Source organism: Pseudonocardia sp. (assembly GCF_050250275.1).
Lineage (GTDB): Bacteria > Actinomycetota > Actinomycetes > Mycobacteriales > Pseudonocardiaceae > Pseudonocardia.
The window spans coordinates 22,998-45,541 of sequence record NZ_JBFWOY010000021.1 but is presented as its reverse complement, the minus strand read 5'-3'; the positions used below and the strand labels follow the sequence as shown (position 1 = coordinate 45,541).

Annotated in this window: 26 protein-coding genes; 11 read left to right on the top strand and 15 right to left on the bottom strand. The window is 72.7% G+C overall.

What is annotated here, in order from left to right:
• Nucleotides 1-48 precede the first annotated feature (48 nt).
• The 5 genes from AB7F12_RS19365 to AB7F12_RS19345 form a co-directional block, all read right to left on the bottom strand.
• A complete protein-coding gene (locus AB7F12_RS19365; RefSeq protein ID WP_428498375.1) occupies nt 49-483 on the bottom strand; it encodes a SufE family protein in 435 nt (144 codons plus the stop codon).
• Nucleotides 476-1,378, bottom strand: coding sequence for a sulfurtransferase (locus tag AB7F12_RS19360; protein WP_428498376.1), 903 nt, complete (start codon nt 1,376-1,378; stop codon nt 476-478). Before AB7F12_RS19360 ends, AB7F12_RS19365 begins: the two co-directional genes overlap by 8 nt.
• Before the next feature lie 42 nt (nt 1,379-1,420).
• Nucleotides 1,421-2,050 (bottom strand): Maf family protein, encoded by a 630-nt coding sequence (locus AB7F12_RS19355; protein WP_428498377.1) that lies wholly within the window; start codon nt 2,048-2,050, stop codon nt 1,421-1,423.
• Between the two features lie 174 nt (nt 2,051-2,224).
• Nucleotides 2,225-2,467, bottom strand: coding sequence for an acyl-CoA carboxylase subunit epsilon (locus AB7F12_RS19350; protein ID WP_013677302.1), 243 nt, complete (start codon nt 2,465-2,467; stop codon nt 2,225-2,227).
• Nucleotides 2,464-4,125 (bottom strand): acyl-CoA carboxylase subunit beta, encoded by a 1,662-nt coding sequence (locus AB7F12_RS19345; RefSeq protein WP_428498378.1) that lies wholly within the window; start codon nt 4,123-4,125, stop codon nt 2,464-2,466. The genes AB7F12_RS19350 and AB7F12_RS19345 overlap by 4 nt, the downstream gene beginning before the upstream one ends.
• A 178-nt stretch (nt 4,126-4,303) precedes the next feature.
• Between AB7F12_RS19345 and AB7F12_RS19340 the strand changes: the two genes are divergently transcribed.
• Genes AB7F12_RS19340 through AB7F12_RS19330 form a run of 3 tightly spaced genes read left to right on the top strand, consistent with a single transcriptional unit; the run spans nt 4,304 to nt 6,646 of the window.
• The gene (locus AB7F12_RS19340) at nt 4,304-5,131 is read left to right on the top strand and encodes a biotin--[acetyl-CoA-carboxylase] ligase (protein WP_428498379.1); all 828 of its coding nucleotides are present in this window, start codon (nt 4,304-4,306) and stop codon (nt 5,129-5,131) included.
• A gap of 22 nt (nt 5,132-5,153) precedes the next feature.
• A complete protein-coding gene (locus AB7F12_RS19335; protein ID WP_428498380.1) occupies nt 5,154-5,714 on the top strand; it encodes a PH domain-containing protein in 561 nt (186 codons plus the stop codon).
• Entirely contained in the window at nt 5,711-6,646 is a 936-nt protein-coding gene (locus AB7F12_RS19330; RefSeq protein ID WP_428498381.1) for a hydroxymethylglutaryl-CoA lyase, read from the top strand. Before AB7F12_RS19335 ends, AB7F12_RS19330 begins: the two co-directional genes overlap by 4 nt.
• On the opposite strand, the gene AB7F12_RS19325 is transcribed toward AB7F12_RS19330, so the two are convergent.
• The 5 genes from AB7F12_RS19325 to AB7F12_RS19305 all read right to left on the bottom strand — a co-directional run bounded on the left by AB7F12_RS19325 (nt 6,636) and on the right by AB7F12_RS19305 (nt 11,352).
• Nucleotides 6,636-8,168 (bottom strand): acyl-CoA synthetase, encoded by a 1,533-nt coding sequence (locus AB7F12_RS19325; protein ID WP_428498382.1) that lies wholly within the window; start codon nt 8,166-8,168, stop codon nt 6,636-6,638. The genes AB7F12_RS19330 and AB7F12_RS19325 overlap by 11 nt on opposite strands.
• A gap of 14 nt (nt 8,169-8,182) precedes the next feature.
• A complete protein-coding gene (locus AB7F12_RS19320) occupies nt 8,183-8,923 on the bottom strand; it encodes an SCO6745 family protein (RefSeq protein WP_428498383.1) in 741 nt (246 codons plus the stop codon).
• Nucleotides 8,924-8,953: 30 nt separating this feature from the next.
• Nucleotides 8,954-9,547 (bottom strand): peroxidase-related enzyme, encoded by a 594-nt coding sequence (locus AB7F12_RS19315; RefSeq protein WP_428498384.1) that lies wholly within the window; start codon nt 9,545-9,547, stop codon nt 8,954-8,956.
• A 70-nt stretch (nt 9,548-9,617) separates the two neighbouring features.
• Nucleotides 9,618-10,733, bottom strand: a complete 1,116-nt coding sequence (locus AB7F12_RS19310) for an NDMA-dependent alcohol dehydrogenase (RefSeq protein ID WP_428498385.1) — start codon at nt 10,731-10,733, stop codon at nt 9,618-9,620.
• A 10-nt stretch (nt 10,734-10,743) separates the two neighbouring features.
• Nucleotides 10,744-11,352 (bottom strand): peroxidase-related enzyme, encoded by a 609-nt coding sequence (locus AB7F12_RS19305; RefSeq protein WP_428498386.1) that lies wholly within the window; start codon nt 11,350-11,352, stop codon nt 10,744-10,746.
• A gap of 131 nt (nt 11,353-11,483) precedes the next feature.
• Between AB7F12_RS19305 and AB7F12_RS19300 the strand changes: the two genes are divergently transcribed.
• The gene (locus tag AB7F12_RS19300) at nt 11,484-12,071 is read left to right on the top strand and encodes a helix-turn-helix domain-containing protein (RefSeq protein ID WP_428498387.1); all 588 of its coding nucleotides are present in this window, start codon (nt 11,484-11,486) and stop codon (nt 12,069-12,071) included.
• A 104-nt stretch (nt 12,072-12,175) separates the two neighbouring features.
• On the opposite strand, the gene AB7F12_RS19295 is transcribed toward AB7F12_RS19300, so the two are convergent.
• Entirely contained in the window at nt 12,176-12,622 is a 447-nt protein-coding gene (locus tag AB7F12_RS19295) for a MaoC family dehydratase (RefSeq protein WP_428498388.1), read from the bottom strand.
• A gap of 139 nt (nt 12,623-12,761) precedes the next feature.
• Complete coding sequence (gene hisN / locus AB7F12_RS19290; protein ID WP_428498389.1) at nt 12,762-13,541, bottom strand: histidinol-phosphatase; 780 nt, start codon at nt 13,539-13,541, stop codon at nt 12,762-12,764.
• Nucleotides 13,542-13,643: 102 nt separating this feature from the next.
• Between hisN and AB7F12_RS19285 the strand changes: the two genes are divergently transcribed.
• A complete protein-coding gene (locus AB7F12_RS19285; RefSeq protein WP_428498390.1) occupies nt 13,644-14,300 on the top strand; it encodes a response regulator transcription factor in 657 nt (218 codons plus the stop codon).
• A 17-nt stretch (nt 14,301-14,317) separates the two neighbouring features.
• On the top strand, nt 14,318-15,589 hold the full coding sequence (locus AB7F12_RS19280; RefSeq protein WP_428498391.1) for an ATP-binding protein: 1,272 nt from the start codon (nt 14,318-14,320) through the stop codon (nt 15,587-15,589).
• 15 nt (nt 15,590-15,604) lie between these two features.
• Here the strand turns inward: AB7F12_RS19280 and AB7F12_RS19275 are convergent, their stop codons facing one another.
• Nucleotides 15,605-16,129, bottom strand: coding sequence for a GtrA family protein (locus tag AB7F12_RS19275; RefSeq protein ID WP_428498392.1), 525 nt, complete (start codon nt 16,127-16,129; stop codon nt 15,605-15,607).
• A 165-nt stretch (nt 16,130-16,294) separates the two neighbouring features.
• Here AB7F12_RS19275 and AB7F12_RS19270 point away from each other — a divergent pair, with 165 nt between their 5' ends.
• The 4 genes from AB7F12_RS19270 (at nt 16,295) to AB7F12_RS19255 (ending at nt 19,668) form a co-directional block, all read left to right on the top strand.
• Nucleotides 16,295-17,497 carry a 5-(carboxyamino)imidazole ribonucleotide synthase gene (locus tag AB7F12_RS19270; protein ID WP_428498393.1) on the top strand — a complete coding sequence of 401 codons (1,203 nt, stop codon included), beginning with the start codon at nt 16,295-16,297 and terminating at the stop codon, nt 17,495-17,497.
• Entirely contained in the window at nt 17,497-18,009 is a 513-nt protein-coding gene (purE, locus tag AB7F12_RS19265; protein WP_428498394.1) for a 5-(carboxyamino)imidazole ribonucleotide mutase, read from the top strand. The genes AB7F12_RS19270 and purE overlap by 1 nt, the downstream gene beginning before the upstream one ends.
• 97 nt (nt 18,010-18,106) lie before the next feature.
• A complete protein-coding gene (locus AB7F12_RS19260) occupies nt 18,107-18,514 on the top strand; it encodes a YciI family protein (RefSeq protein WP_428498395.1) in 408 nt (135 codons plus the stop codon).
• Between the two features lie 8 nt (nt 18,515-18,522).
• Complete coding sequence (locus tag AB7F12_RS19255; protein WP_428498396.1) at nt 18,523-19,668, top strand: RNA polymerase sigma factor; 1,146 nt, start codon at nt 18,523-18,525, stop codon at nt 19,666-19,668.
• Nucleotides 19,669-19,942: 274 nt separating this feature from the next.
• Here the strand turns inward: AB7F12_RS19255 and AB7F12_RS19250 are convergent, their stop codons facing one another.
• Together AB7F12_RS19250 and AB7F12_RS19245 are read right to left on the bottom strand one after the other, a co-directional pair.
• Nucleotides 19,943-20,356, bottom strand: coding sequence for a DUF1801 domain-containing protein (locus AB7F12_RS19250; RefSeq protein WP_428498397.1), 414 nt, complete (start codon nt 20,354-20,356; stop codon nt 19,943-19,945).
• Nucleotides 20,357-20,387: 31 nt separating this feature from the next.
• The gene (locus tag AB7F12_RS19245; RefSeq protein WP_428498398.1) at nt 20,388-21,080 is read right to left on the bottom strand and encodes a TetR family transcriptional regulator; all 693 of its coding nucleotides are present in this window, start codon (nt 21,078-21,080) and stop codon (nt 20,388-20,390) included.
• A 106-nt stretch (nt 21,081-21,186) separates the two neighbouring features.
• On the opposite strand from AB7F12_RS19245, the gene AB7F12_RS19240 reads away from it, so the two are divergent.
• Nucleotides 21,187-22,338, top strand: coding sequence for an acyl-CoA dehydrogenase family protein (locus AB7F12_RS19240; protein ID WP_428498399.1), 1,152 nt, complete (start codon nt 21,187-21,189; stop codon nt 22,336-22,338).
• Nucleotides 22,339-22,544: the final 206 nt, after the last annotated feature.

Sequence of the window (22,544 nt, the reverse complement as noted above, 5' to 3'; positions counted from 1 at the left end):
CCGGACGGAATGTTCCTCACCAAGACTTGAGGTTCGCGGGCCGCCCGGTCAGGCCGCGGTGAGGCCACGCACCTGCCGCTTGATCCGCGACAGCATGGCCGCCATGCCGCGCAGCCGCAGCGGGCTCACCGCCTCGCCGAGCCCGAGCGCGATGTAGAAGTCGTCGGGCACGGCCAGCACGTCGTCGGCGGACTGGCCGTCGAGACCCGTGTGCATGATCGACGCGAAGCCCCGCGTCGTCGGCGCCTCCGGCGGGGCGGAGAAGAACAGGTGCACCGTCCGCGCGTCGTCGACCTCGACGGCGAGGAACAGCGGCGACTGGCACTCGTGCACCTGCTCCATCGAGTCCGCGGCATCGGCGTAGCGCGCCGGCAGCGCAGGAAGCTCCTGCGACAGCTCGAGCAGCAGCTGCAACCGGTCCTTCGGCCCGACGGCGGAGAAGTCGTCGACGAGCTCCGCCAGCTGCGGCGGCAGGTCAGCCACGCTCGGACCCCTGCGCCACGGGCACCCGCACCGCGTTGCCCCACTCGGTCCAGCTGCCGTCGTAGTTGCGGACCGTGCCGAAGCCCAGCAGGTGGGTGAGCACGAACCAGGTGTGGCTGGAGCGCTCGCCGATGCGGCAGTAGGCGACGACGTCGTCGTCGGCCGACAGGCCCTGCTCGGTCAGGTAGATGGCCTCGAGGTCGGCGCGGGACTTGAACGTCGCGTCCTCCGCCGCCGCCCGCGCCCACGGCACGCTCGCCGCCCCGGGGATGTGACCGCCGCGGACCGCGCCCTCCTGCGGGTAGTCGGGCATGTGCAGCAGCTCACCGGAGTACTCACCGGGCGAGCGCACGTCGACCAGCGCGCCGGTGCCCGCCCGCACCTTGTCGAGGTGGGTGAGGACGTCGTCCTTGAACGCGCGCAGCGTCACGTCGTCGCGGTCGACGACCGGGTACTCCACGGGCGTCGGCTTCGGCTGCTCGGTGGTCATCTCGCGGCCCTCGGCCACCCACTTGGCGCGGCCGCCGTCGAGGATGCGCACGTCGGCGTGGCCGAACAGGGCGAACACCCACAGCGCGTACGTGGCCCACCAGTTGTTGCGGTCGCCGTAGAACACGACGGTGGTGTCGCGGCCGATGCCGCGTTCGCCGCAGATCTCGGCGAACCGGGCGCCGTCGACGTAGTCGCGGGTCACCGGGTCGTTCAGCTCGGTGTGCCAGTCGACCTTCACCGCGCCCGGGATGTGCCCGGTGTCGTAGAGCAGCACGTCCTCGTCGGACTCGACGACGACGAGGCCGTCCGCGCCGAGGTTCGCGGCGAGCCACTCGGTGGTGACGAGGCGTTCGGGGTGCGCGTAGTCGGCGAGCTTCGGGTCGGTGTCAGCGGGCAGAGCCATGCCGCCGACGATAGTCGCCCCCCGCGCGCGTGTGGGGGGCGCTCACCCCGTCGAGGCGGCCCAGAGGTCGACCGGTGAGAGACCGACCGCGCCGAGCAGCCGGCGGACGAGCGGCAGGCTGATCCCGATGACGTTCGACGGGTCGCCGTCGATGCCGTCGACGAACCACGCGCCCAGCCCGTCGAGGGTGAACGCCCCCGCCACCGCGAGCGGCTCGCCCGTCGCCAGGTAGGCCTCCAGCTCGGCGTCGGTGGGCTCGGCGAAGCGCACCGTCGTCGTCGCGTGCCCCTCCGCGACACGGTCGATGTCGCCGTCGACGAGGCGCAGCACGGCGTGCCCGGTGACGAGATCGCCGGTGCGCCCGGCCATCGCCTTCCAGCGCCGGCGGGCGGTGTCGACGTCGAGGGGCTTCCCGACGAGCTCACCGTCGATCGACAGCATCGAGTCGCAGCCGACGACGACCGCCCCGGGGTGCGGGCCGGCGACCCGGCGGGCCACCGTCGTGGCCTTGGCGCCCGCCAGCGCCGTCACCTTCTCGCCGGGCGAGGCGTCCGGGATCGCGGCGAGGAGGGCGTCCTCGTCGACGTCGGAGACCTCGACGACGGGGTCGAGCCCGGCGGCGCGCAGGACGGAGAGCCGGGCGGGGGAGGCGGAGGCGAGAACGAGACGCACCCGGCGAGCCTACGGACGCCACCTCCGTCGCAACGCCCACCGCACGCAGTGCCCGCGCCGGCCGCTCACCCGGCGCCGCGTCGATGTCGCGAGTGTCCCCGCCCGGGTCCCGCGGCCGGACCCCGGCAGAGGGTCGGCGGCAGAAGGGCGGGCGGGGTCAGGGGCAGGCGGGCCTCAGCGGGGCAGGGCGGAGGCGCGCCAGGCGCCGGGGCCCGGGCGCAGGGGGGCGCGCATCCGCCGGACCGGGTCGGACCAGCGGTCGCGCTGCGCCGGGGCGGCGCCCGTGCCCGCCGACGAGGCCGCCGCGAGCAGGACCGCCGTCAGCGCGGCGACCTCCTCGTCGGACGGCTCGCCGCGCACGACCCGGAACAGGGCCCGCCGCTCCTCCGGCGTCTGCTCTTCCGAGGGGGAGCTCACAGCGGGATGTTCCCGTGCTTGCGCGTCGGCACCTCTTCGCGCTTGGTCGAGAGCATCCGCAGCGCCCGGCCCACGTAGCCGCGGGTGTGCGAGGGCGGGACGACCGCGTCGATGTAGCCGCGGTCGGCGGCGATGTAGGGGTTGGCGAGGGTGTCCTCGTACTCGGTCTGCAGCTCGGCGCGCTTGGCGGCGAGCTCGTCGCCCTCCAGGCCCTTGAGCTGCTTGCGGTACAGGATGCCCACCGCACCCGACGCCCCGGTGACGGCGATCTGGGCCGTCGGCCAGGCGATGTTGACGTCGGCACCGAGGTGCTTGGAGCCCATGACGTCGTAGGCGCCGCCGTAGGCCTTGCGCGTGATGACCGTGACCTTCGGGACGGTGGCCTCGGCGTAGGCGTAGATCAGCTTGGCGCCGCGGCGGATGATGCCGTTCCACTCCTGCTCGGTGCCGGGCAGGAAGCCGGGGACGTCGACGAAGGTCACGACGGGCACGTTGAACGCGTCGCAGGTGCGGACGAAGCGGGCCGCCTTCTCGGAGGCGTGGATGTCGAGGCAGCCCGCGAACTGTGTGGGCTGGTTGGCGACGATGCCGACGCTGTTGCCCTCGATGCGGGCGAAGCCGCACACGATGTTGGGCGCGAACAGCTCCTGGACCTCCAGGAACTCGCCGTCGTCGACGACCCGGGACACGACCTCGCGGATGTCGTAGGGCGTGTTGGGGGAGTCGGGGACGAGGGTGTCGAGCTCGCGGTCGGTGTCGGTGACGGAGTCCTCGATGGACCCGGCGACGGGCTCGGGCGCCGGGAAGCTCGGCGGCTCCGACAGGTTGTTCGACGGCAGGTAGCTGAGCAGGTCGCGCACGTAGGACAGGGCGTCGGCCTCGTCGGCGGCGAGGTAGTGGGCGACGCCGGAGCGCGTGTTGTGGGCGCGCCCGCCGCCGAGCTCCTCCATGTCGACGTTCTCGCCGGTGACGGTCTTGATGACGTCGGGGCCGGTGATGAACATGTGGCTGGTCTCGTCGGCCATGACGACGAAGTCGGTCAGCGCGGGGGAGTACACGGCGCCGCCGGCCGAGGGGCCGAGGATCAGCGAGATCTGGGGGATGACGCCGGAGCTGCGGACGTTGCGCAGGAAGATCTCGCCGTACAGGCCCAGCGCGACGACACCTTCCTGGATGCGTGCGCCGCCGCCGTCGTTGATGCCGACGACGGGACAGCCGACCTTCGCGGCGACGTCCATGACCTTGACGATCTTCTCGCCGTAGACCTCGCCGAGGGAGCCGCCGAACACGGTGGCGTCCTGGCTGAACACCGCCACGGGGCGGCCGTCGATGGTGCCGGTGCCGGTGACGACGCCGTCGCCGAACGGTCGCTTGTCCTGCAGCCCGAAGTTGGTGGAGCGGTGCCGGACGAGGGCGTCGAGCTCGACGAACGAGCCCGGGTCGAGCAGCTGCTCGACGCGTTCGCGGGCCGTCTGGCGGCCCTTCGCGTGCTGCCGCTCGGCGGCCGCCTCGGCACCCGCGTGCACCGCCTCGTCGTAGCGTCGGTGCAGGTCGGCCAACTTGCCGGCCGTGGTGTGGATGTCGATGTCGTGTCCGGGGGCCTCGTCGCCGACCTCGGCGTGCGGCGCAACCCCCGTCGGTTCGCTCGCGGCGCTCATGGGCTCGGACTCTAACCCGGCGATTCCCCCGTCAGGGCGGTGTCGGGGAGCGGTATCCGTCACGCCCGCCGTGTGCCGGGTCGGGCGGTGCGCGCGCCGGGCGACGCCTGCGCACCGTCCGTCGCGTGCCCGCCTGCGACGGGGCGGAAGGCCGGGGAGGAGCGGTTAGCGTCCGGCCATGACAAGGCAGGCCGCGCCGCTCGACATCGACATGCTGCGCCCTGCGCTCGTGGCGCCTGTCGGGCCGTGGACCAGGGTCGACCTGGTGGCCGAGACCCGGTCGACGAACGCCGACCTGCTCGCCGCGGCGGCCGCGGGCGCGCCCGACCGGTCGGTCCTCGTCGCGGAGCGGCAGACGTCGGGGCGCGGCCGGCTGGCCCGCAGGTGGGAGTCCCCGCCGGGCGCGGGGCTGACGGTGAGCGTGCTGTGGCGGCCCGAAGGTGTCCCGGCCGACAGGTTCGGCTGGCTGCCGATGCTCGCGGGGCTGGCGCTGCTCGACACGGTGCGCGAGGTCTGCTCCGCGCCGGCCGGCCTGAAGTGGCCCAACGACCTGCTGCTCGGACCCGAGGGCCGCAAGGCCGCGGGCATCCTCGCGGAGATGACGGCGGTCGCCGGCGGCGGGCCGGGGGTCGTCCTCGGTGTCGGCCTGAACGTCGACGCGACGATCCCGCAGCTGCCTGCGGGGGCGACGTCGCTGGTCGAGGAGGGCGCCGCGGGGGTCGACCGGGCGGAGCTGCTCGTGGCGCTGCTGCGCCGGCTCGCCGAGCGCGAAGCCCGTTGGCGCGACGCGCGGGGCGACGCCGAGGCGGTCGGGCTGCGGACGGACTACCGGGCCGGCTGCTTGAGCCTGGGATCGCGGGTGCGGGTGGAGCTGCCGGGCGGTGAGTCGTTCGTCGGGATGGCCGAGGACGTCGACCCGCACGGCCGGTTGCTGGTCCTGGGGGCCGACGGGGCGCGCCGCCCGGTGGCGGCGGGCGACGTGGTGCACCTGCGCCCCGCGACCTGACGCGCGCCGTTAGATTGGCCTGATGGCCTACCCCGACGAGCTCCTCGTCGAGGACGAGCAGGTCCTCGTCCACAAGCATCCGCACCCGAAGATGCTGGCGCTGCCGGTCCTCGTCTTCCTGGTGACGGTCGGTGTCGCGGCGTACCTGGCGGCGTTGGCCCGCAACCTGAGCTGGGCGTCGATCGCCTGGATCGTGATCGCCGTCGCCGCGGTGGTGGTCGTCGTGTGGCTCACCCTGGTGCCGCTGATCCGTTGGCGCACGACCCACTTCGTCGTCACCAACCGCCGCGTCCTGGTGCGGGAGGGTGTCCTGTCACGACAGGGCATCGACATCCCGATGGGGCGCATCAACAGTGTGCAGTTCCGGCACACGATCGTGGAACGGATGCTGGGCTGCGGCACCCTGGTGATCGAGTCGGCGTCCGACGAGCCGCTGGAGTTCGACGACGTGCCGGGCGTCGAGGAGGTCCACTCGCTGTTGTACACACAGATGGCCGATGTCGACGAGCGCCGTGAGCGACGGTCCTACGACCGCGCCGACCCCGACCGCTACGACGACCACCGGAACGGAGACCGCTGGTGACGACCGAGGGGCTGCCGCAGCGCGTGCCGGCCGTGGGGCTCCCGGAGCGGGTGACGATCTACGAGGTCGGGCCGCGCGACGGGCTGCAGAACGAGTCGGGGATCGTGCCCGTCGAGGTCAAGGCGGAGTTCGTCGAGCGCCTCGCCGACGCCGGCCTGAGCACGCTGGAGACCACGAGCTTCGTGCACCCGAAATGGGTGCCGCAGCTCGCCGACGCCGCCGACCTGCTGGAGCGTGTCGAACGGCGAGCGGGCGTCGACTACCCGGTCCTGGTCCCCAACGAGCGCGGCCTCGACAGGGCGTTGCAGGCCGGGGTGGAGCACGTCGCGATCTTCGCCTCCGCCACGGAGACGTTCGCGGGCAAGAACCTCAACCGCACCCTGGACGAGCAGTTCGGCATGTTCGAACCGGTCGTGACCCGGGCCCGGGCGGAGGGGCTGCGGGTGCGCGGCTACGTCAGCATGGCGTTCGGCGACCCGTGGGAGGGCGCGGTCGACCCGGCCCAGGTGGCGGGGGTCGGGCGCCGGCTGGTCGAGATGGGCTGCGGGCAGCTGTCGCTGGGCGACACCATCGGTACGGGCACCGCGGGGCACGTCGACGCCGTGATCGACGCGTGCGTGGCCGGGGGTGTCGGCGTCGAGACCCTCGCGGTGCACTTCCACGACACCTACGGTCAGGCGCTGGCCAACACGCTCGCGGCGCTGCGCAAGGGCGTGACGACGGTCGACTCCAGCGCGGGCGGCCTGGGTGGTTGCCCGTACGCGAAGTCCGCGACGGGCAACCTCGCCACCGAGGACCTGGTCTGGATGCTCGACGGTCTGGGCATCGCGCACGGCGCCGACCTGCGCAGGCTCGTCGACACCAGTGTGTGGATGGCGGCCGCCCTGGGCCGGCCGTCGCCGTCACGGGTGGTCCGGGCGCTCAGCGGCTGACGGCCGCCTCCGTCCCGTAGGTGCCGCGCAGGGTCCGCTTGAGGATCTTGCCGGTCGCGTTGCGGGGGATCTCCTCGACGATCTCGACGGCGCGCGGGCACTTGTAGGCGGCCAACCGTTCCCGGCAGAAGGCGACGACCTGCTCGGCGTCGACCGTGCCGACGACGATGGCGGTGACGCGCTCGCCCCACTTCTCGTCGGGTACCCCGATGACCGCGGCGTCGGCGACCCCGGGCATCTGGGTCAGGACCCGTTCGACCTCGACCGGGTACACGTTCTCCCCGCCCGTGATGACCATGTCCTTCTTGCGGTCGACGATCGTCACGTAGCCCTCTGCGTCGCGGACGGCGACGTCGCCGGTGTGGAACCAGCCGTCGACGAGCACCTCCGCCGAGGCCTCGGGCAGTTTCCAGTAGCCGGTGAAGACGTTGGGGCCGCGGACGGTCAGCTCGCCGGGGGTGCCGTCGGGCACGGGTGTGCCGTCGTCGGCGACGATCCGGCAGTCGACGTGGCGCAGTGCTCGCCCGACCGATCCGGCCTTGTCGGGCAACGCCGCCGCGTCCATGACCGTGCACGTCGGGCTGGTCTCGGTGAGACCGAAGCCCTCCAGGAACGCCCAGCCGCGGTCGGCGAAGAACCGGATCACCGGCAGCGGGCAGGGCGCGCCGCCGGACAGCACCCAGCGGATGCGGGTGTCGTCGACGAGGTCGAGGTCGTCGCAGCGCATGAGCATCGTCCACATGGCGGGGACGAGGAACTGCACGGTGACGCGCTCGCGGGCCATCAGCGCGGCCGTCTGCGCGGGGTCGAACCTCGGCACCGTGACGACGGTCCCGCCGAGGTAGAGCAGCGGGAACGTGAAGATGCCCAGCGCGCCGATGTGGAACAGCGGTGCCACCGACAGCGTGACGTCGGTGCGCAGCAGCCCCTCGCCCGCCGAGACCATGTTGACCGCGTTCCACGTGATGTTGCCGTGGGTCAGCATGGCGCCCTTGGGCCGGCCCGTGGTGCCGGACGTGTACATGATCAGCGCGACGTCGTCGGCGGTGGCCGGTTCGGTCGCCGCGAGGGGTGCGACGCCGGCGAGGAACGCGTCCAACGAGTCCGGTGCGGCCGGGTCGCCACCGAGGACGACGGTCCGGCCGAGGGCGTCGACCCGCGCGGCGACGTCGTGCCCGGTGGCGGCCAGGTCGGCCGACACGACGAGCAGCGACGCGCCCGCGTCGTCGAACACGAACGCGAGCTCCTCGGCGGTGAGCCGGAAGTTCGCCGGCACGCACACCCCACCCGCGGCCGCGACCGCGAAGATCACGACGAGCATGTCCGGATGGTTGGTCGACAGCAGCGCGACCCGGTCGCCCCGGCCCACCCCGGCCGCCCGCAGCGCGGCGGCGACCCGCATGACCCGCTCGTCGAGCTCCCGGTAGGTCGTGCGGGCGCCGCTGTCGCCGTCGACGAGCGCGGTCCGGTGGGGGTTGCGATGGGCCTGGGCGCCGGGCCAGGCGCCGATGTTCATCTCCATGCTCGTCGACCTCGTCAGGGCAGCAGGGCGCAGGCCTTGCGCGCCAACGCGACCAGCTCGTCGGCCTCGGACGCGGTGAGGGCCTCGCCGATGACCCGGCCACACGCCTCGTCGACCTGCGCCGAGACCGCCGCCATCTCCGCCGCGCACCCGCCCGCGGTCGGCCACGGCTCGGGCCAGCCGAACGCCCCGGCGTAGAACTCGCCGCCGTCGGACATGATCGCCTCGACGGGGCGCAGCCCGGCCGCGGTCACGGCCGCGATGTGGACGCCGCCGCGCCACTCGCGCAACAGGTTCAGCTGGTGCGCGGCACGGGCGCGGGGGCTCGACGGACGCGGGTGCGCCCGCCACGCGGCGAACAGGGCCGTCGCGGGCGCGTCGTCGACGACCTTCTCGGCCAGGTCGGCCAGCCGCGACGCCTCCTCCTCCGACAGCGACGCCAGCTTGGCCTCGCCGTACTCGGCGCACGCCTCGGCGAACACGCGGGTCGCCGTCTCGCGGCTGCACACCTTGGCGACGGCAGGCCACACCTGGCCCGCGGCCGCGGGCGAGAGGAAGCCGTGCGCGGCCGCCGCGACCTCGGGGGTGGTGTCGCCGAGGACGCCGAGGCGGCCCGCGATGTAGAGCTGCAGCGGGTCGGCGAAGCCCAGCTCGGTGGCCTTCGCGGCCGTCGGCGGGGCCAGCATGAACGCGGCTGCCGTGTCGTAGATCGTCGCGCCCAGCTCGTGGGCGGTGGGTGTTCCGTGGGTGGTCATGGTCCTCCTCGCCGGCTCGTGTGGGGTGGCTCAGGAACGCTGGAAGTCGTACAGCGCCGAGTCGGGCAGGATCGCCAGCGGCGTCGCCAGCCGGTTGGAGAAGGAGAAGAACGCCGCGACCTCGAGGACCTCGAAGATCTCCTCGTCGGTCAGCCCGGCGGTGCGCAGCTCCTCGAAGTCGCTGTCGTGCATGCGGTCGGGCGCCTCGGTGACCTTGACCGAGAAGTCGCAGATCGCCCGCTCGCGGTCGGACAGCTCGACCTCGCGGTAGTTGTGCGCGATGCGCTGGGCGCGCTGGCTGCTGCCGAGGTGCCCGGCCATGCCACCGGTGTGGTGCATCGTGCAGTAGGTGCAGCCGTTGATGTTGGAGACGACGGCGGCGATCATCTCGCGCTCGAGCATCGGGATGGTGCCGTTGCTCGGGGTGAACAGCGCCTCGTAGTAGCCGAGGAAGCGGCGCAGGACGTCGGGGTGCACGGCGAGGGCCTTGATCCAGTTCGGCACGCCGCCCGGCGCGTCGGCGAAGGCCTTGTACAGCGCCTCGACCCGCGGGGGCAGGTTGTCCTCGTCGGCGATGCCCAGGCGGGAGATGCGCTCGGTGGCACGGACTGCGGTCTCGGTCATGATCAACTCCATTGTCGTCGTTCCGGGTGGTTCGCCGTACTCGGCAGGTGTCGGGTTCCCGGGGTGGGGCTCAGGGGAACTCGACGATCGCCTTCACGCTCTCGCCGGCGTGCATGCCCGCGAATCCGTCGTTGACCTGGTCGAGCGGGTAGCGGCGGGTGATGAACTCGTCGATCTTGAGCCGGCCCTGGTCGTAGAGGTCCAGCAGCATCGGGATGTCCCACGTCGGGACGCACGAGCCGTACAGGGAGCCCAGCAGCTTCTTCTCGAACAGTGCCAGCTCCACCGGCGACACCGGGATGCCGACGGTCGAGCCCTTGCCCAGGCCCGTCACGACCGTGGTGCCGCCCTTGCGGATCGCGGCGAACGCGGACGCGATGTGGTCGGGGGTCGTGACCCCGATGCAGACGATCGCGACGTCGGCGCCCTGCCCGTTGGTCAACTCCTTGGCCGCCGCCGTGGCCTCTGCGATGTCGGCGTAGGTGGCGGTGGCGCCCGCGACGGTCGCCGCCTCGCGCCGCAGTGCGACCGGGTCGACGGCCAGGACGTGCGCGGCACCGGCCATCGCCGCACCCTGGACGGCGTGGATGCCGACGCCGCCGACACCCATCACGATCGCCACCTGCCCGGCGGAGACCTTGCCGACCTTCACCGCCGACCCCCACCCGGTGCCGACGCTGCACGCCGCCAGGCACGCCGCGTCCAGCGGGATGTGCTTCGGGATGCGGATCGCCGAGCTCGTGGACACCAGGGTGTACTCGGAGAACGTGGACACACCCGCGGTCTGCGCCAGGTTCTCGCCGTCGAGCCGCAACCGGTAGCTGCCGGGGTCGTCGGCGCGGGCGCCCGCGAGGGTCTGGGCACCGAGGTCGCACAGGTTCTGCTTGCCCTGGGCACACCAGCGGCACCGCCCGCACGACGGGATCCACGCCAGCACGACGTGATCGCCGACCTCGAAGCCACGCGTGTTGGGTCCGACCTCCATCACGATCCCGGCGCCCTCGTGACCGCCCGCCATGGGCAGGTTCACCTCGAGGTCGCCGACCGCGATGTGGTCGTCGGAATGACAGATCCCCGACGCCACCATCTTCACGACGAGCTCGTCCTGGCGCGGGGTGTCGAGCTCGACCTCCGTCAGCTCGAACTTGCCGGGTGCGGAGAAGAGCACCGCGGACCGTGTCTTCATGCCGGGCCTCTCAGCTCACGGCGGCGTCAGCCGCAGCCGTGCGCGCCAGGTGGTGGTACTCGGTGTTCGGGACGAACCCCATCGCCAGCGCGAGCCGGTTGGTGAAGGAGTACATCGCCGTCAGCTCGGCGACGTCCCACACCTCGTCCTCGGACAGCCCGACCTTCGCCAGCGTGTCCAGGTCCTCGCGGGAGATCGTCGCCGGTTCCCGGGTGAGCTTGTCGGCGTAGCGGCAGATCGCGAGCTCGCGCTCGTCGAGGCCGGCATGGCGCCAGTTGTGCAGGATCAGGTCCGCCTTCACGACGTCGCCCAGCGCCTCGCGCAGCGCGTGCAGGTGCGAGGTCAGGCAGTAGGTGCAGCTGTGGATCGCCGACACCACCACCGCGATCATCTCGCGGTCCGCGGCCGAGAGGTTGTCGGTCGGGACGTGCAGCTGCGAGTAGTGCGCGAACCAGGCGGAGAACCGTTCGGGACGGTGCGCGTAACCGCGGAAGACGTTCGGTACGAAACCGAGCTGCTCCTCGGCCTTGCCGCACAGCGACTGCAGCGACGCGGACAGGTCGGACACCGGCGGCACCGGGAACCAGCTCGTCTCGCGGCCGTGTCCGTCGTCGCTCATCGTCGAGCCCCCCACGTGGTCGATTTACTGAACGTACGGTCAGTACACTAGCCACCATGTCGTCGGCGAAGCAAGGCCACCGCAGCGGGTCCGCCCCTCGGACGCGGCGTGGACCTGCAACGATCGACGACATGTCCAGTGCGAACGCCGTCGTCGGCCGCAACGTCGGCGGTCTGCGGATCGACCGCAAGATGTCCGCCTCCGAGCTCGCCCGCAGAGCAGGCATCTCCAAAGCCACCGTACTGTCGATCGAACTGGGCAAGGCCAACCCCACGGTCGACACCCTCCAGGCCCTCGCCACCGCCCTCGGCGTCACCATCACCGACCTGCTCGCCGACTCCAGCAGCGGCGTCGCCACCACCGTGCGGCGGCAGGCCGACGCCGAATGGCATCCGCTGGGCACCTTGCGGATCCGGCCGCTCGGCACCATGTACGGCGCCGACCTCGTCTACGTCTTCGTCGCGATCATCAGCGAGGACGGCTACTCCGACGACGGGCACGAGGCCAACGCCGTCGAGAGCCTCTACGTGCTCTCCGGGACCATCCTCGCCGGGCCCACCGCCGACCCCGTCACCCTGCACACGGGCGACTACATCCGCTTCACCGCCGACGGCCCCCACATGTACCGGGCCGAGAACGGCACCGCCGAGGCGCTGCTCGTCATCTCCCGGGCGCAGATCCCCGACGTGGGACGGCTGACGGCCGGCGAGGAGTCGTAGGGGCCACGGATCGGCGCCGGTGGGTGGGCCCGGGTCCGGGATGTCGGTGGGTCGGGAGCCGGTGACGGCGACCCACCCACCTGATCACCCGGCCGCCGTGGCGGTCAGGGCTCGCGGAGGCCGAACATGCCGGTGAACCGGGCGCTGTAGACCAGGGTGTCGCCGCGGTGCATCCGGGCGCCGAGGCTCACGAGACCCATCTCGGGGCGGCTGCGGGAGCGACGAGCGTCCAGGATCTCGAGCGTCGGGGTGAGCACGTCCCCGCCGAACACCGGCGCGGGCCAGCGGATCTCCTCGCCGCCCGGGGAGGCGATGCTGGTCGCGCGCAGCAGCACGGCGTCGGCGTAGGCGCGCATCCACAGCGAGGCGGTGAACCAGCCGGACGCCGCGAGGTCGCCGAAGATCGATGTCTTGCCGGCCTCGTCGTCGATGTGGAACGGCTGGGGGTCGAACCGGCGCGCGAAGGCGATCATCTCGTCGCGGTCCACGGTGATGGTTCCGAGGTCGAACACGCGGCCCGGGGTGAGGTCCTCGAAGGCGATCTCCGGCATGGTCGGACCCTACGTCGCGCAGCGGCCCGCGTCGGCCGCAACGACGAACCTCACGCCGGGACCGGCAGGGCCCGCGGGTCCGCCGGGTCGTTCCCGCTCGCCGCCGATCGGCCGGGGCCGGCTGGGGACCGCGGCCGGATCAGGTGCGGAAGCAGGCCAGGGCCGCGTCGTGCAGGGCGCCGTTGGAGGTCACCGAGTTGCCGCCGGCGAAGGTGGCGACACCACCGAGGTCGGTCAGCGTCCCCCCGGCCTCCTCGACGAGGACCTGCACCGCGGCGAGGTCCCAGGCGTTGGCCTCCGGCTCGACGGCGAGGTCGATCGTGCCCTCCGCGACGAGGCAGTGCTGCCAGAAGTCGCCGAAGGCGCGGGTCTCCCAGCAGCGGTCGGTCAGGGTGAGCCAGGCATCGAGGATGTCGTGCTCGCGGAAGGTGTTGAGGTTGGTGGTGGAGACGTAGCAGTCGGCGAGCTCGGCGACGCCGGACACCGAGATGCGGCGGGGCGCCGCGCCGGGGGAGTCGGTGGTCCACGCGCCCGCACCGCTCGCCGCCCACCAGCGCCTGCCCAGCGCCGGGGCACTGACGACACCGACGACGGGCACGCCGTGCAGGGTCAGCGCGATGAGCGAGGCCCACACCGGCATGCCGCGGGAGAAGTTCTTCGTGCCGTCGATGGGGTCGAGCACCCAGCCCCGGCCGCTCGGCGGGACCTCGCCGCCGCGCTCCTCGCCGAGCACCGCATCGCTGGGCACGGCGGCCGCCAGGGCGGTGCGCAGGGCGTCCTCGGCGGCGGTGTCGGCGTCGGTCACCGGGGTGCGGTCGGGCTTGCGTTCGACCCGCAGGTCGGCGGCACGGAACCGGGGGAGCGTGATCGCGTCGGCGATGTCGGCGAGGCGCAGCGCGAGGCGGAGATCGTCGTCCACAGACCGTGACTCTGCCAGCCGCCGGGCCGCGCCGGGTGGGCAGGCAGCGACGGGAGCGGTCCGTTCGCGCACCCGAACGGTCGACGGGCATAAGCTGCGCGGGTGACGACCGTCCTGCTGGCCGAGGACGACACGGCGATCGCCGAGCCGCTGTCGCGAGCCTTGCAACGCGAGGGGTATCGGGTCGACGTGGCCGGCGACGGCACGACGGCGCTCGACCATGTCCGTGAGGGCGGGGTCGACCTGCTCGTCCTCGACCTCGGGCTGCCGGGGATGGACGGGCTCGAGGTCTGCAGGCGGTTGCGGCTCGACTTCCCGGACCTGCCGGTCCTGATGCTCACCGCGCGCACCGACGAGGTCGATTTCGTCGTGGGGCTGGACGCGGGGGCCGACGACTACGTCGGCAAGCCGTTCCGGCTCGCGGAGCTGTTGGCCCGGGTCCGTGCGCTGTTGCGCCGGCTCACCCCGGAGACCGTGGAGGTCGGGGGGGTGCGGATGGAACTGTCGGGCCGGCGGGTGCTGGTCGACGGGGTCGAGGTCGGCCTGGCCAACAAGGAGTTCGAGCTGCTGCGGGTGTTGCTGTTGCGCGCCGGGCAGGTCGTCACCCGCGAGGAGATCCTGCGTGAGGTGTGGAACGACCCGGACCTGAAGACGTCGAAGACCCTGGACATGCACATGTCGTGGCTGCGCCGCAAGATCGGCGGCGAGCAGCGGATCGCGACGGTGCGGGGCGTCGGCTTCCGGTTCAACCACGACTGAGCCGGGAGCCCTGACCGGTGCGCCGCCGCATCCTCCAGTCGACGTTGCTCGTCGTGATGATCACGGCGCTGGTCCTCGGGGGCCCGCTGGCGTTCACGACGTGGCGGCTGGTCGAGGACATCACCCGTGCGGAGCTGACGTCGGCGCTGGAGCGGATCGTGGCCCGCGTCGACGACGACCAGATGCTCGACCAGGCCGACCAGGCCGCGGTGAGTCTGGCGGTGCCCGCCGGCGGGCAGCTGACGATCCGTATCCCAGGCAGGCCGGTGGGCACGGTGGGGGCGGCGATCGACGGCGCGGCCGTCTCGGAGACGTTGCCGTTCGGGTCAGGTGCGTCGCTGACGCTGGCCGAGCCGTTGTCGACGATGCGTACCCAGCAGATCCAGGTGACCGTGATCGTGCTGTTGCTGGTGCTGTTGTCGGTCGGGGTGGGGGCGTTCGTCGCGACGGTCACGGCGAGGCGGCTGGCCAACCCACTCTCCGACGTCGCCGACCGGGCGGCGCGGTTGGGGGCGGGTGACTTCCGTTCGGCGCCGCACCGGCACGGCATCCCGGAGCTGGACCGGGTGTCCGACGTCCTGGACGCGTCCGCCACGGCGCTGGCCGAGCTGGTCCAGCGTGAGCGGTCGCTGGTCGGTGACGTGTCCCACCAGCTGCGCAGCCGGTTGACCGCGCTGCAGCTGCGTCTCGACGAGCTGTCCACCCATCCCGATCCGAGTGCCCGTCGCGAGGCCTTGGCCGCGTTGGAGCAGACGGAGAAGCTGACGGCGGTGCTCGACGAGCTGTTGGAGGCGGCCCGGCTGGCGCGCGCGGCGGGGGCGGAGCCGGTCGACCTGCGTGAGGGTCTGGGTGATGTCGCCGACGAGTGGCGGCCCACGCTGCGCGCGGCGAACCGGCAGCTGAAGTTCCGGGTGCCCGACGGCCTGATGGCCCGGGTGACGCCGGCGCGGCTGCGGGAGGCGGTCGGTGCGCTGGTGGAGAACGCGATGCGCCACGGCGCCGGCTCGGTGACGATCAGCGCGCGTGCCCGCGACGACCTGCTGGTCATCGACGTCAGCGACAGCGGTCAGGGCATCCCGGAGGAGCTGGTCCCGCACGTGTTCGACCGGGGGGTCTCGGGGAACTCGTCGACGGGGATCGGGCTCGCGCTCGCCCGGGCGCTGGTGGAGGCCGACGGCGGCAGGCTGGAGCTGTCGCGGGCGCGGCCACCGATGTTCACGATCTTCCTGCCGGTGGCGCGGGCGGAGGACGTGGTCGGCAAGGCGCGCCCGTCGGCGATCCCCCGCTGAGGGGACGGTGCGGCGTCAGTCGCGCGGCGGGACCGGCTCGACGACCTGGCGGCGGACGTCGGTGTCGGGGAAGACGAAGCGGCGGAACGCCCACCAGCGGAACGCCATGCCGGCCAGGACGCCCAGGATCTGGCCGGACACGAAGTCGGCGACCTCCTGGGAGAACATGGACACGGCGGGGACCTGGAAGTCGAGCAGGTAGCGCGAGACGGCGAGCGGGGCGGTGTACACGGCCACCCCGATCCCGCTGATGATGAAGAACAGCGCGGCCTCGTGGTGGCGCTCGCGGCCGCCGCGGGTCCGGAACGACCATTCGCGGTTGAGGACGTAGGACACGATCGTCGCGACGAGGACCGCGATCACCTTGGCGGTCAGCGGCTTGGACTCGAGCACACCGGCCTTGAGCACCAGGAACACGAGGGTGTCGATCACCCAGGTGGTGCCACCGACGACCGCGAACTTGACGAGTTCGCGGTGTTTGATCGCGAGAGCGCGATAGGGCTGCGGAATGCTCAGCAGGACGGATTCGACCACCGACACTCGTCCGATCGTGCCAGAGCGCTCGACTTTGCGAACGTCGGGGCCTGCCCCGGTCCGGAACCGGGTCGTCTGTCCGAACTAGGCTGGCGACCGCGTGAGGCGGTCCGTTCGGAGGGCGCCCGGGTGAGGGAGAGGTGCCTGGTGGGGCGCGACGGGACACCGCGGATGCCGGTCGTCGGAATGGTCGGGGGCGGGCAGCTGGCCCGGATGACCCACCAGGCGGCGATCGCGCTCGGACAGTCGTTGCGGGTGCTGTCGGTGCAGCCCGACGAGCCGGCCCCGTTGGTCGCACCCGACGTGCATCTGGGTTCCGCCGACGACGCGGCCGCGTTGAAGTCGTTCGCCGTGGGCTGCGACGTGGTCACGTTCGACCACGAGCAGGTCCCGCAGGAGCGGCTGCACGAGCTGGTCGCGGCGGGCGCGGCCGTGCGCCCCGGCCCGGACGCGCTGCTGCACGCGCAGGACAAGCTCGTCATGCGCCGCAGGCTGGAGTCGATGGGCGCGCCCGTCCCGGTCTACGCCGAGATCACCGACCCCGCTCAGGTGGAGGCGTTCGGCGCCCGGCACGGCTGGCCGGTCGTCCTCAAGGCGGTGCGTGGCGGGTACGACGGGCGTGGCGTCTGGATGCTGCCCGAGCCCGACGCGCAGCTCGTGGCGGACCTGCTCGCGGCGGGGACGCCGCTGATGGTGGAGCAGGCCGTCGCGATGCGCCGGGAGCTCGCGGTGCAGGTCGCCCGGTCGCCGTTCGGGCAGGCTGCGGGCTGGCCGGTCGTGGAGACGGTGCAGGAGGGCGGCCAGTGCGTGCAGGTCCTCGCCCCGGCGCCGGGTCTCGCGGAGGACGACGCAATCGCGGCCCAGGAGCTGGCGCTGCGGCTGGCGCACGAGCTCGACGTCGTCGGCCTGCTGGCGGTGGAGCTGTTCGACACGGCCGACGGGCTCGTCGTCAACGAGCTCGCGATGCGCCCGCACAACTCGGGGCACTGGACGATCGAGGGTGCGCGGACCTCACAGTTCGAACAGCATCTGCGCGCGGTGCTCGACTACCCGCTCGGCGCCGTGGCGATGACGGCGCCGGCCGTCGTCATGGCCAATGTGCTCGGCGCCGCGGAGGCGCCGGAGATGACCACCGACGAGCGGTTGCACCATCTGATGGCCCGTTTCCCCGACGTCAAGGTCCACCTGTACGGCAAGGGTGAGCGGCCGCTGCGCAAGGTCGGGCACGTGACGGCGCTGGGCGACGACCCGGCCGCGGTGCGCGAGCGGGCGGCGCTGGCGGCGCAGTGGCTGTCCACCGCGACCTGGGCCGACGGCTGGTCGGTCCACGACGGCCCCGCGACGGGTGCCCGGACCGGATCGGAGCGTGCCTGATGCCCGCGAGTCCCGACGAGCCGCAGGTCGGCGTCATCATGGGCAGCGACTCGGACTGGCCGGTCATGGAGGCTGCCGCCGAGGCGCTCGCGGAGTTCGACGTGGCGTGCGAGGTCGGTGTCTACTCGGCGCACCGCACCCCGCAGCGGATGCTCGACTACGCCGTCGAGGCCGAGTCGCGGGGGCTGCGGGTGATCATCGCGGGCGCGGGTGGCGCGGCGCACCTGCCGGGGATGGTCGCGTCGGCGACGCCGCTGCCGGTGATCGGTGTCCCGGTGCCGTTGGCCCGGCTCGACGGCCTCGACTCGCTGCTCTCGATCGTCCAGATGCCCGCCGGGGTGCCCGTGGCGACGGTCGCGGTCGGTGGTGCGCGCAATGCGGGGCTGCTGGCGGTGCGCATCCTCGCGGCGTCGGACGATGCGCTGCGCGCCCGCATGGTCCGGTTCCAGCGGGATCTGGCCGACTCGGTCCTCGTGAAGGACGCCGCGCTGCGCGCGGCCCGCGGCGAGTAGCGGACGTTTTCCGGCCCGGCGTGTCGAGAACCGGGCGCCGGCTCCGTCCCTGGTGCACGATCGGCGCGCGGCGCCGAACCGGCAGAGGGAGATCACGGTGAAGTATCTGCTGCTCAAGCACTATCGCGGCGGCCCCGAACCCGTCATCGGCTTCGCGCCGCTGGACCGGTGGCAGCCCGAGCGGATCGACGCGCACATCCGGTACATGCGCGACTTCGCCGACCGGCTCGTGGGGACGGGCGAGTTCGTCGACGAGAAGGCGCTGTCGCCGGAGGGCACGTTCGTCCGGTTCGACGGGGCGGGACGCCCACCGGTCACCGACGGTCCGTTCGCCGAGACGAAGGACCTCGTCGCGGGCTGGATGATCATCGACGTGGAGTCGTACGAGCGGGCGCTCGAGCTGGCGGGTGAGCTGTCGGCGGCGCCCGGGCCCGACGGTGAGCCGATCCGCGAGTGGCTGGAGCTGCGGCCGTTGCTGACCGGGTTCCCGCCGGCCGGCGAGTAGTCCCGGTCGTGGACGCGTCGTTGGTCAGGGAGCTGGTCCCGGCGGTCATCGGTGTCCTCGTCCGCCGCGGCGCCGACTTCGCGGCGGCCGAGGACGCCGTGCAGGAGGCGCTCGTCCGGGCCTACGAGACATGGCCGCTCGACCCGCCGCGGGACCCGAAGGCGTGGCTGATCTCCGCGGCGTGGCGCAAGTTCCTCGACGCGGCGCGGGCGGAGTCGGCCCGCCGTGGACGTGAGCTCGCCGTCGACGCCGAGCCGCCGGAGGGTCCGGTGCCCGACGCCGACGACACGCTGCGGCTGTACTTCCTGTGCGCCCACCCGGCGTTGTCGCAGCCTGCGGCGGTGGCGTTGACGCTGCGGGCCGTGGGGGGTCTCACGACCCGCCAGATCGCGCGGGCCCACCTGGTGCCGGAGGCGACGATGGCGCAGCGGATCAGCCGGGCCAAGCGCACGCTCGCGGGGCTGCCCCTCGATGCTCCCGGCGATCTCGCGACCGTGCTGCGCGTGCTCTATCTCGTGTTCAACGAGGGCTACGGCGGTGATGTCGACCTCGCCGCCGAGGCGGTCCGGCTGGCCCGCCAGCTCGCTGCGCTCAGCGGGGAGCCCGAGGCGGCCGGGCTTCTCGCGCTGATGCTGCTGCACCACGCGCGGCGGGCGTCGAGAACGGATGCCGCGGGCCGGTTGGTGCCGCTCGCCGCGCAGGACCGCTCCCTGTGGGACACCGCCATGATCGCCGAGGGCGTGACGGTCCTGCAGGCCGCTCTCGGGCGCGACCGTCTGGGCGACTACCAGGCCCAGGCCGCGATCGCCGCCCTGCACGCCGACGCGCGGTCCGCAGCGGAGACGGACTGGGCGCAGATCGTCGAGTGGTACGACGAGCTGCTGGTGCTCACCGGCTCACCCGTGGTGCGGCTCAACCGGGCTGTCGCCGTCGGTGAGGCCGAGGGGGCGCGGGCCGGTCTGGCCGCGCTCGCCGACGTCGACCCGGCGCTGCCCCGGCACGCCGCGGCCCGGGCCTATCTGCTCGAACGGGCCGGTGATCCGGACGCGGCCGCGGCCGGGTACGCCGAGGCCGCCCGCGTCGCGACGAGCGTCGCCGAACGTGATCACCTCACCCGGGAGTCGGCGCGGCTGAGGCGGTCGGTCCGGCCCTGATCCCGGCCGCGAAATTCCCGTTGCCGGGTCGGCGGATCCGGACGTAGCGTGGCGGTACACAGGAGAGGAGGTGGTCCAACGTTGAATAGCTACTGGACTTCATGTGAGGTGGCTGTCCGCTAGTACCACGGGACGATCTCCGACGGCCGATGGAAGCCGGAATGTGGTACCGGCGAATTCCAGGCAGTCACCCGTGATCCCCGGGTTCGGGCCCGTCCAGCCCGATTTCGCACCGTCCCGGTGCGGCCCGGGGATCATGTACGTCCGGGGCCGGTCAGCTCACTCCCGCGGCGTCGCCCGAGCCGAGCCGCCCGGCCTCCGCGACGAGCTCCCGCAGGACTTCGGTGTCGACCACCGCGAGGCGCGGGAACCGTACGCACGACTTCCCGATCGACGCCCTGGGCAGCCGGGCGGCGTACTTCTCCGCGAGGTAGCCGCCGTCGACCGAGCAGAGCACGTACAGCGAGATGTGGCGCTTCTGCGAGGCCAGCGCGATGACCGTGGCGTCGCCCTCCCGGCCGCTGGCATAGCGGTAGTGGAAGGGCCCGTAGCCCAGCATCGTCCCGGCCATCACCGGTTCGAGGTCGGGCGCGGCCTCGCGGATCAGGGCGTCGAGCGCGGCGACGTCGGCGCGGCGCGGCTCGTCGAGACCGTCGATGAACTCCTGAGGCGTTCCCGCTTCCGGCATATCGGGCAGCGTAGGGACACCGGCCGACAGTTCAGTCCCTCGCCGCGACGCGCTCCAGCCGGGCGGCCGCGAGTTCGAGACGGGTCGCGATGACGGCGAGGTCGTCGGGGGCGGCGGCCGGGGTGACGGGCAGCATCGTCTCCACGCGGCGGAAGCCTGCCCGGCAGGCGTCGCGGGCCTCGGGGCGGGCGCCGTCGACCAGCCACGACCGCAGCGCCATGTTGTGCGCGGCGACGATCGCCGCCGCGGTGACGGCAGCGGCGAGCTCGCCGTCGGGCCGGTCGGCGAGGCGTTCGCGCAAGCGGCGGCCGAACAGCCGGCGGTAGGTGTCGACGCTGGCGGCCTCCCGGTCGCGCAGCGCGGCGACGTTGCGGGTCAACGCGAACCGGGCGCTGGCCTCGGCGGGGCTGCCGAGGTAGAGGTCGAACACGGGGTCGGCGGCGCGGAGCACCAGTGGTGCGAGCGGCTCCGTCTCGTGGGCCGCGGCGAAGACGGCGTCGACGCGGGCGAGGCACGTCTCGTGGTCGGGGGAGACGGCGTCCTCCTTGCCGCGGAAGTAGCGGAAGAAGGTGCGGCGCCCGACCCCGGCGGCGGCGGTGATGTCGTCGACGGTCGTGTCGTCGTAGCCGTGCTCGGTGAACAGGGTGAGCGCCGCGCGGACCAGGTCGCCCCGGACCTCGGCGCGGCCCTCGGCGGACCGTCCGCGTCGTACCGGGGCTGCCATGAGTCGGGAGCGTAACAGCACGGAGGTCCGTCATACGATTGATTGGTGGCACTGCGTGCCGTTACGATTGGGGGAGCCACCCCCACCACACCCAGGGAACGGGACGATGAACGCCGACTTCGACAGCTACCGGCTCAGCGACGAGCACGAGGCCCTGCGCGACGCCGTCCGCGACCTCGCCGAGAACGAGATCGCCCCGCACGCCGCCGAGGTCGACGAGCAGGCCCGCTACCCCGTCGAGGCCCGCGACGCGCTGGTCAAGGCCGGTTTCCACGCCGTCCACATCCCCGAGCAGTACGGCGGCGAGGGGGCCGACGAGCTGGCCGCCTGCATCGTCATCGAGGAGGTCGCGCGGGTCTGCGCGTCGTCGTCGCTGATCCCCGCCGTCAACGGCCTGGGCTCCATCCCGATCCTGCTGTCGGCCTCGGAGGAGCTCAAGCAGCAGGTGCTGCCCTCGATCGCCCAGGGCGCCGGCATCAGCTACGCCCTGTCCGAGCGCGAGGCCGGCTCCGACGCGGCGTCCATGCGCACCCGCGCCCGCCGCGACGGCGACGACTGGGTCCTCGACGGCACCAAGTGCTGGATCACCAACGCCGGCGAGTCCACCTGGTACACCGTCATGGCCGTCACCGACCCCGAGAAGCGCGCCAACGGCATCTCCGCCTTCGTCGTGCACAAGGACGACCCCGGCTTCGAGGTCGGCCCCAAGGAGCGCAAGCTCGGCATCAACGGCTCGCCCACCCGCGAGATCTACTTCCAGGGCTGCCGCATCCCGGGCGACCGGATCATCGGCGCCGAGGGCACCGGCTTCAAGACCGCGCTCGCGACGCTGGACCACACCCGCCCGACGATCGGCGCGCAGGCCGTCGGTATCGCGCAGGGCGCGCTCGACGTCGCGATCGCCTACGCCAAGGACCGCAGGCAGTTCGGCAAGGCCATCGCCGAGTTCCAGGGCCTGCAGTTCATGATCGCCGACATGGCGATGAAGGTGGAGGGCGCGCGCCAGCTCGTCTACGTCGCCGCCGCCCGCGCCGAGCGCGGCGAGCCCGACCTCGGCTTCATCTCCAGCGCCGCCAAGTGCATGGCGTCGGACGTCGCGATGTCGGTGACCACCGACGCCGTCCAGATCCTCGGTGGCGCCGGCTACACCAGGGACTTCCCCGTCGAGCGCATGATGCGCGACGCCAAGATCACCCAGATCTACGAGGGCACCAACCAGGTGCAGCGCATGGTCATGGCACGCGCCCTGCTGCGCTGAGCCGGCTGCGATGGTCCGAGCCGTGGAGTGCGGCCGGCAACCTCGCCGCGTGTCAGGATGCGCACGCCCCCCCGGCGCAACCTCACTGTCGTCGGCGGCCCGAATTGCGACCGTGAGGTTGCGGGCGAAGGTCCGGGCGCAACCTCACTGTCGTCGCGGGATCGGACCGGGACCGTGGGGTTGCGGGCGAACGTCGGGCCGCAACC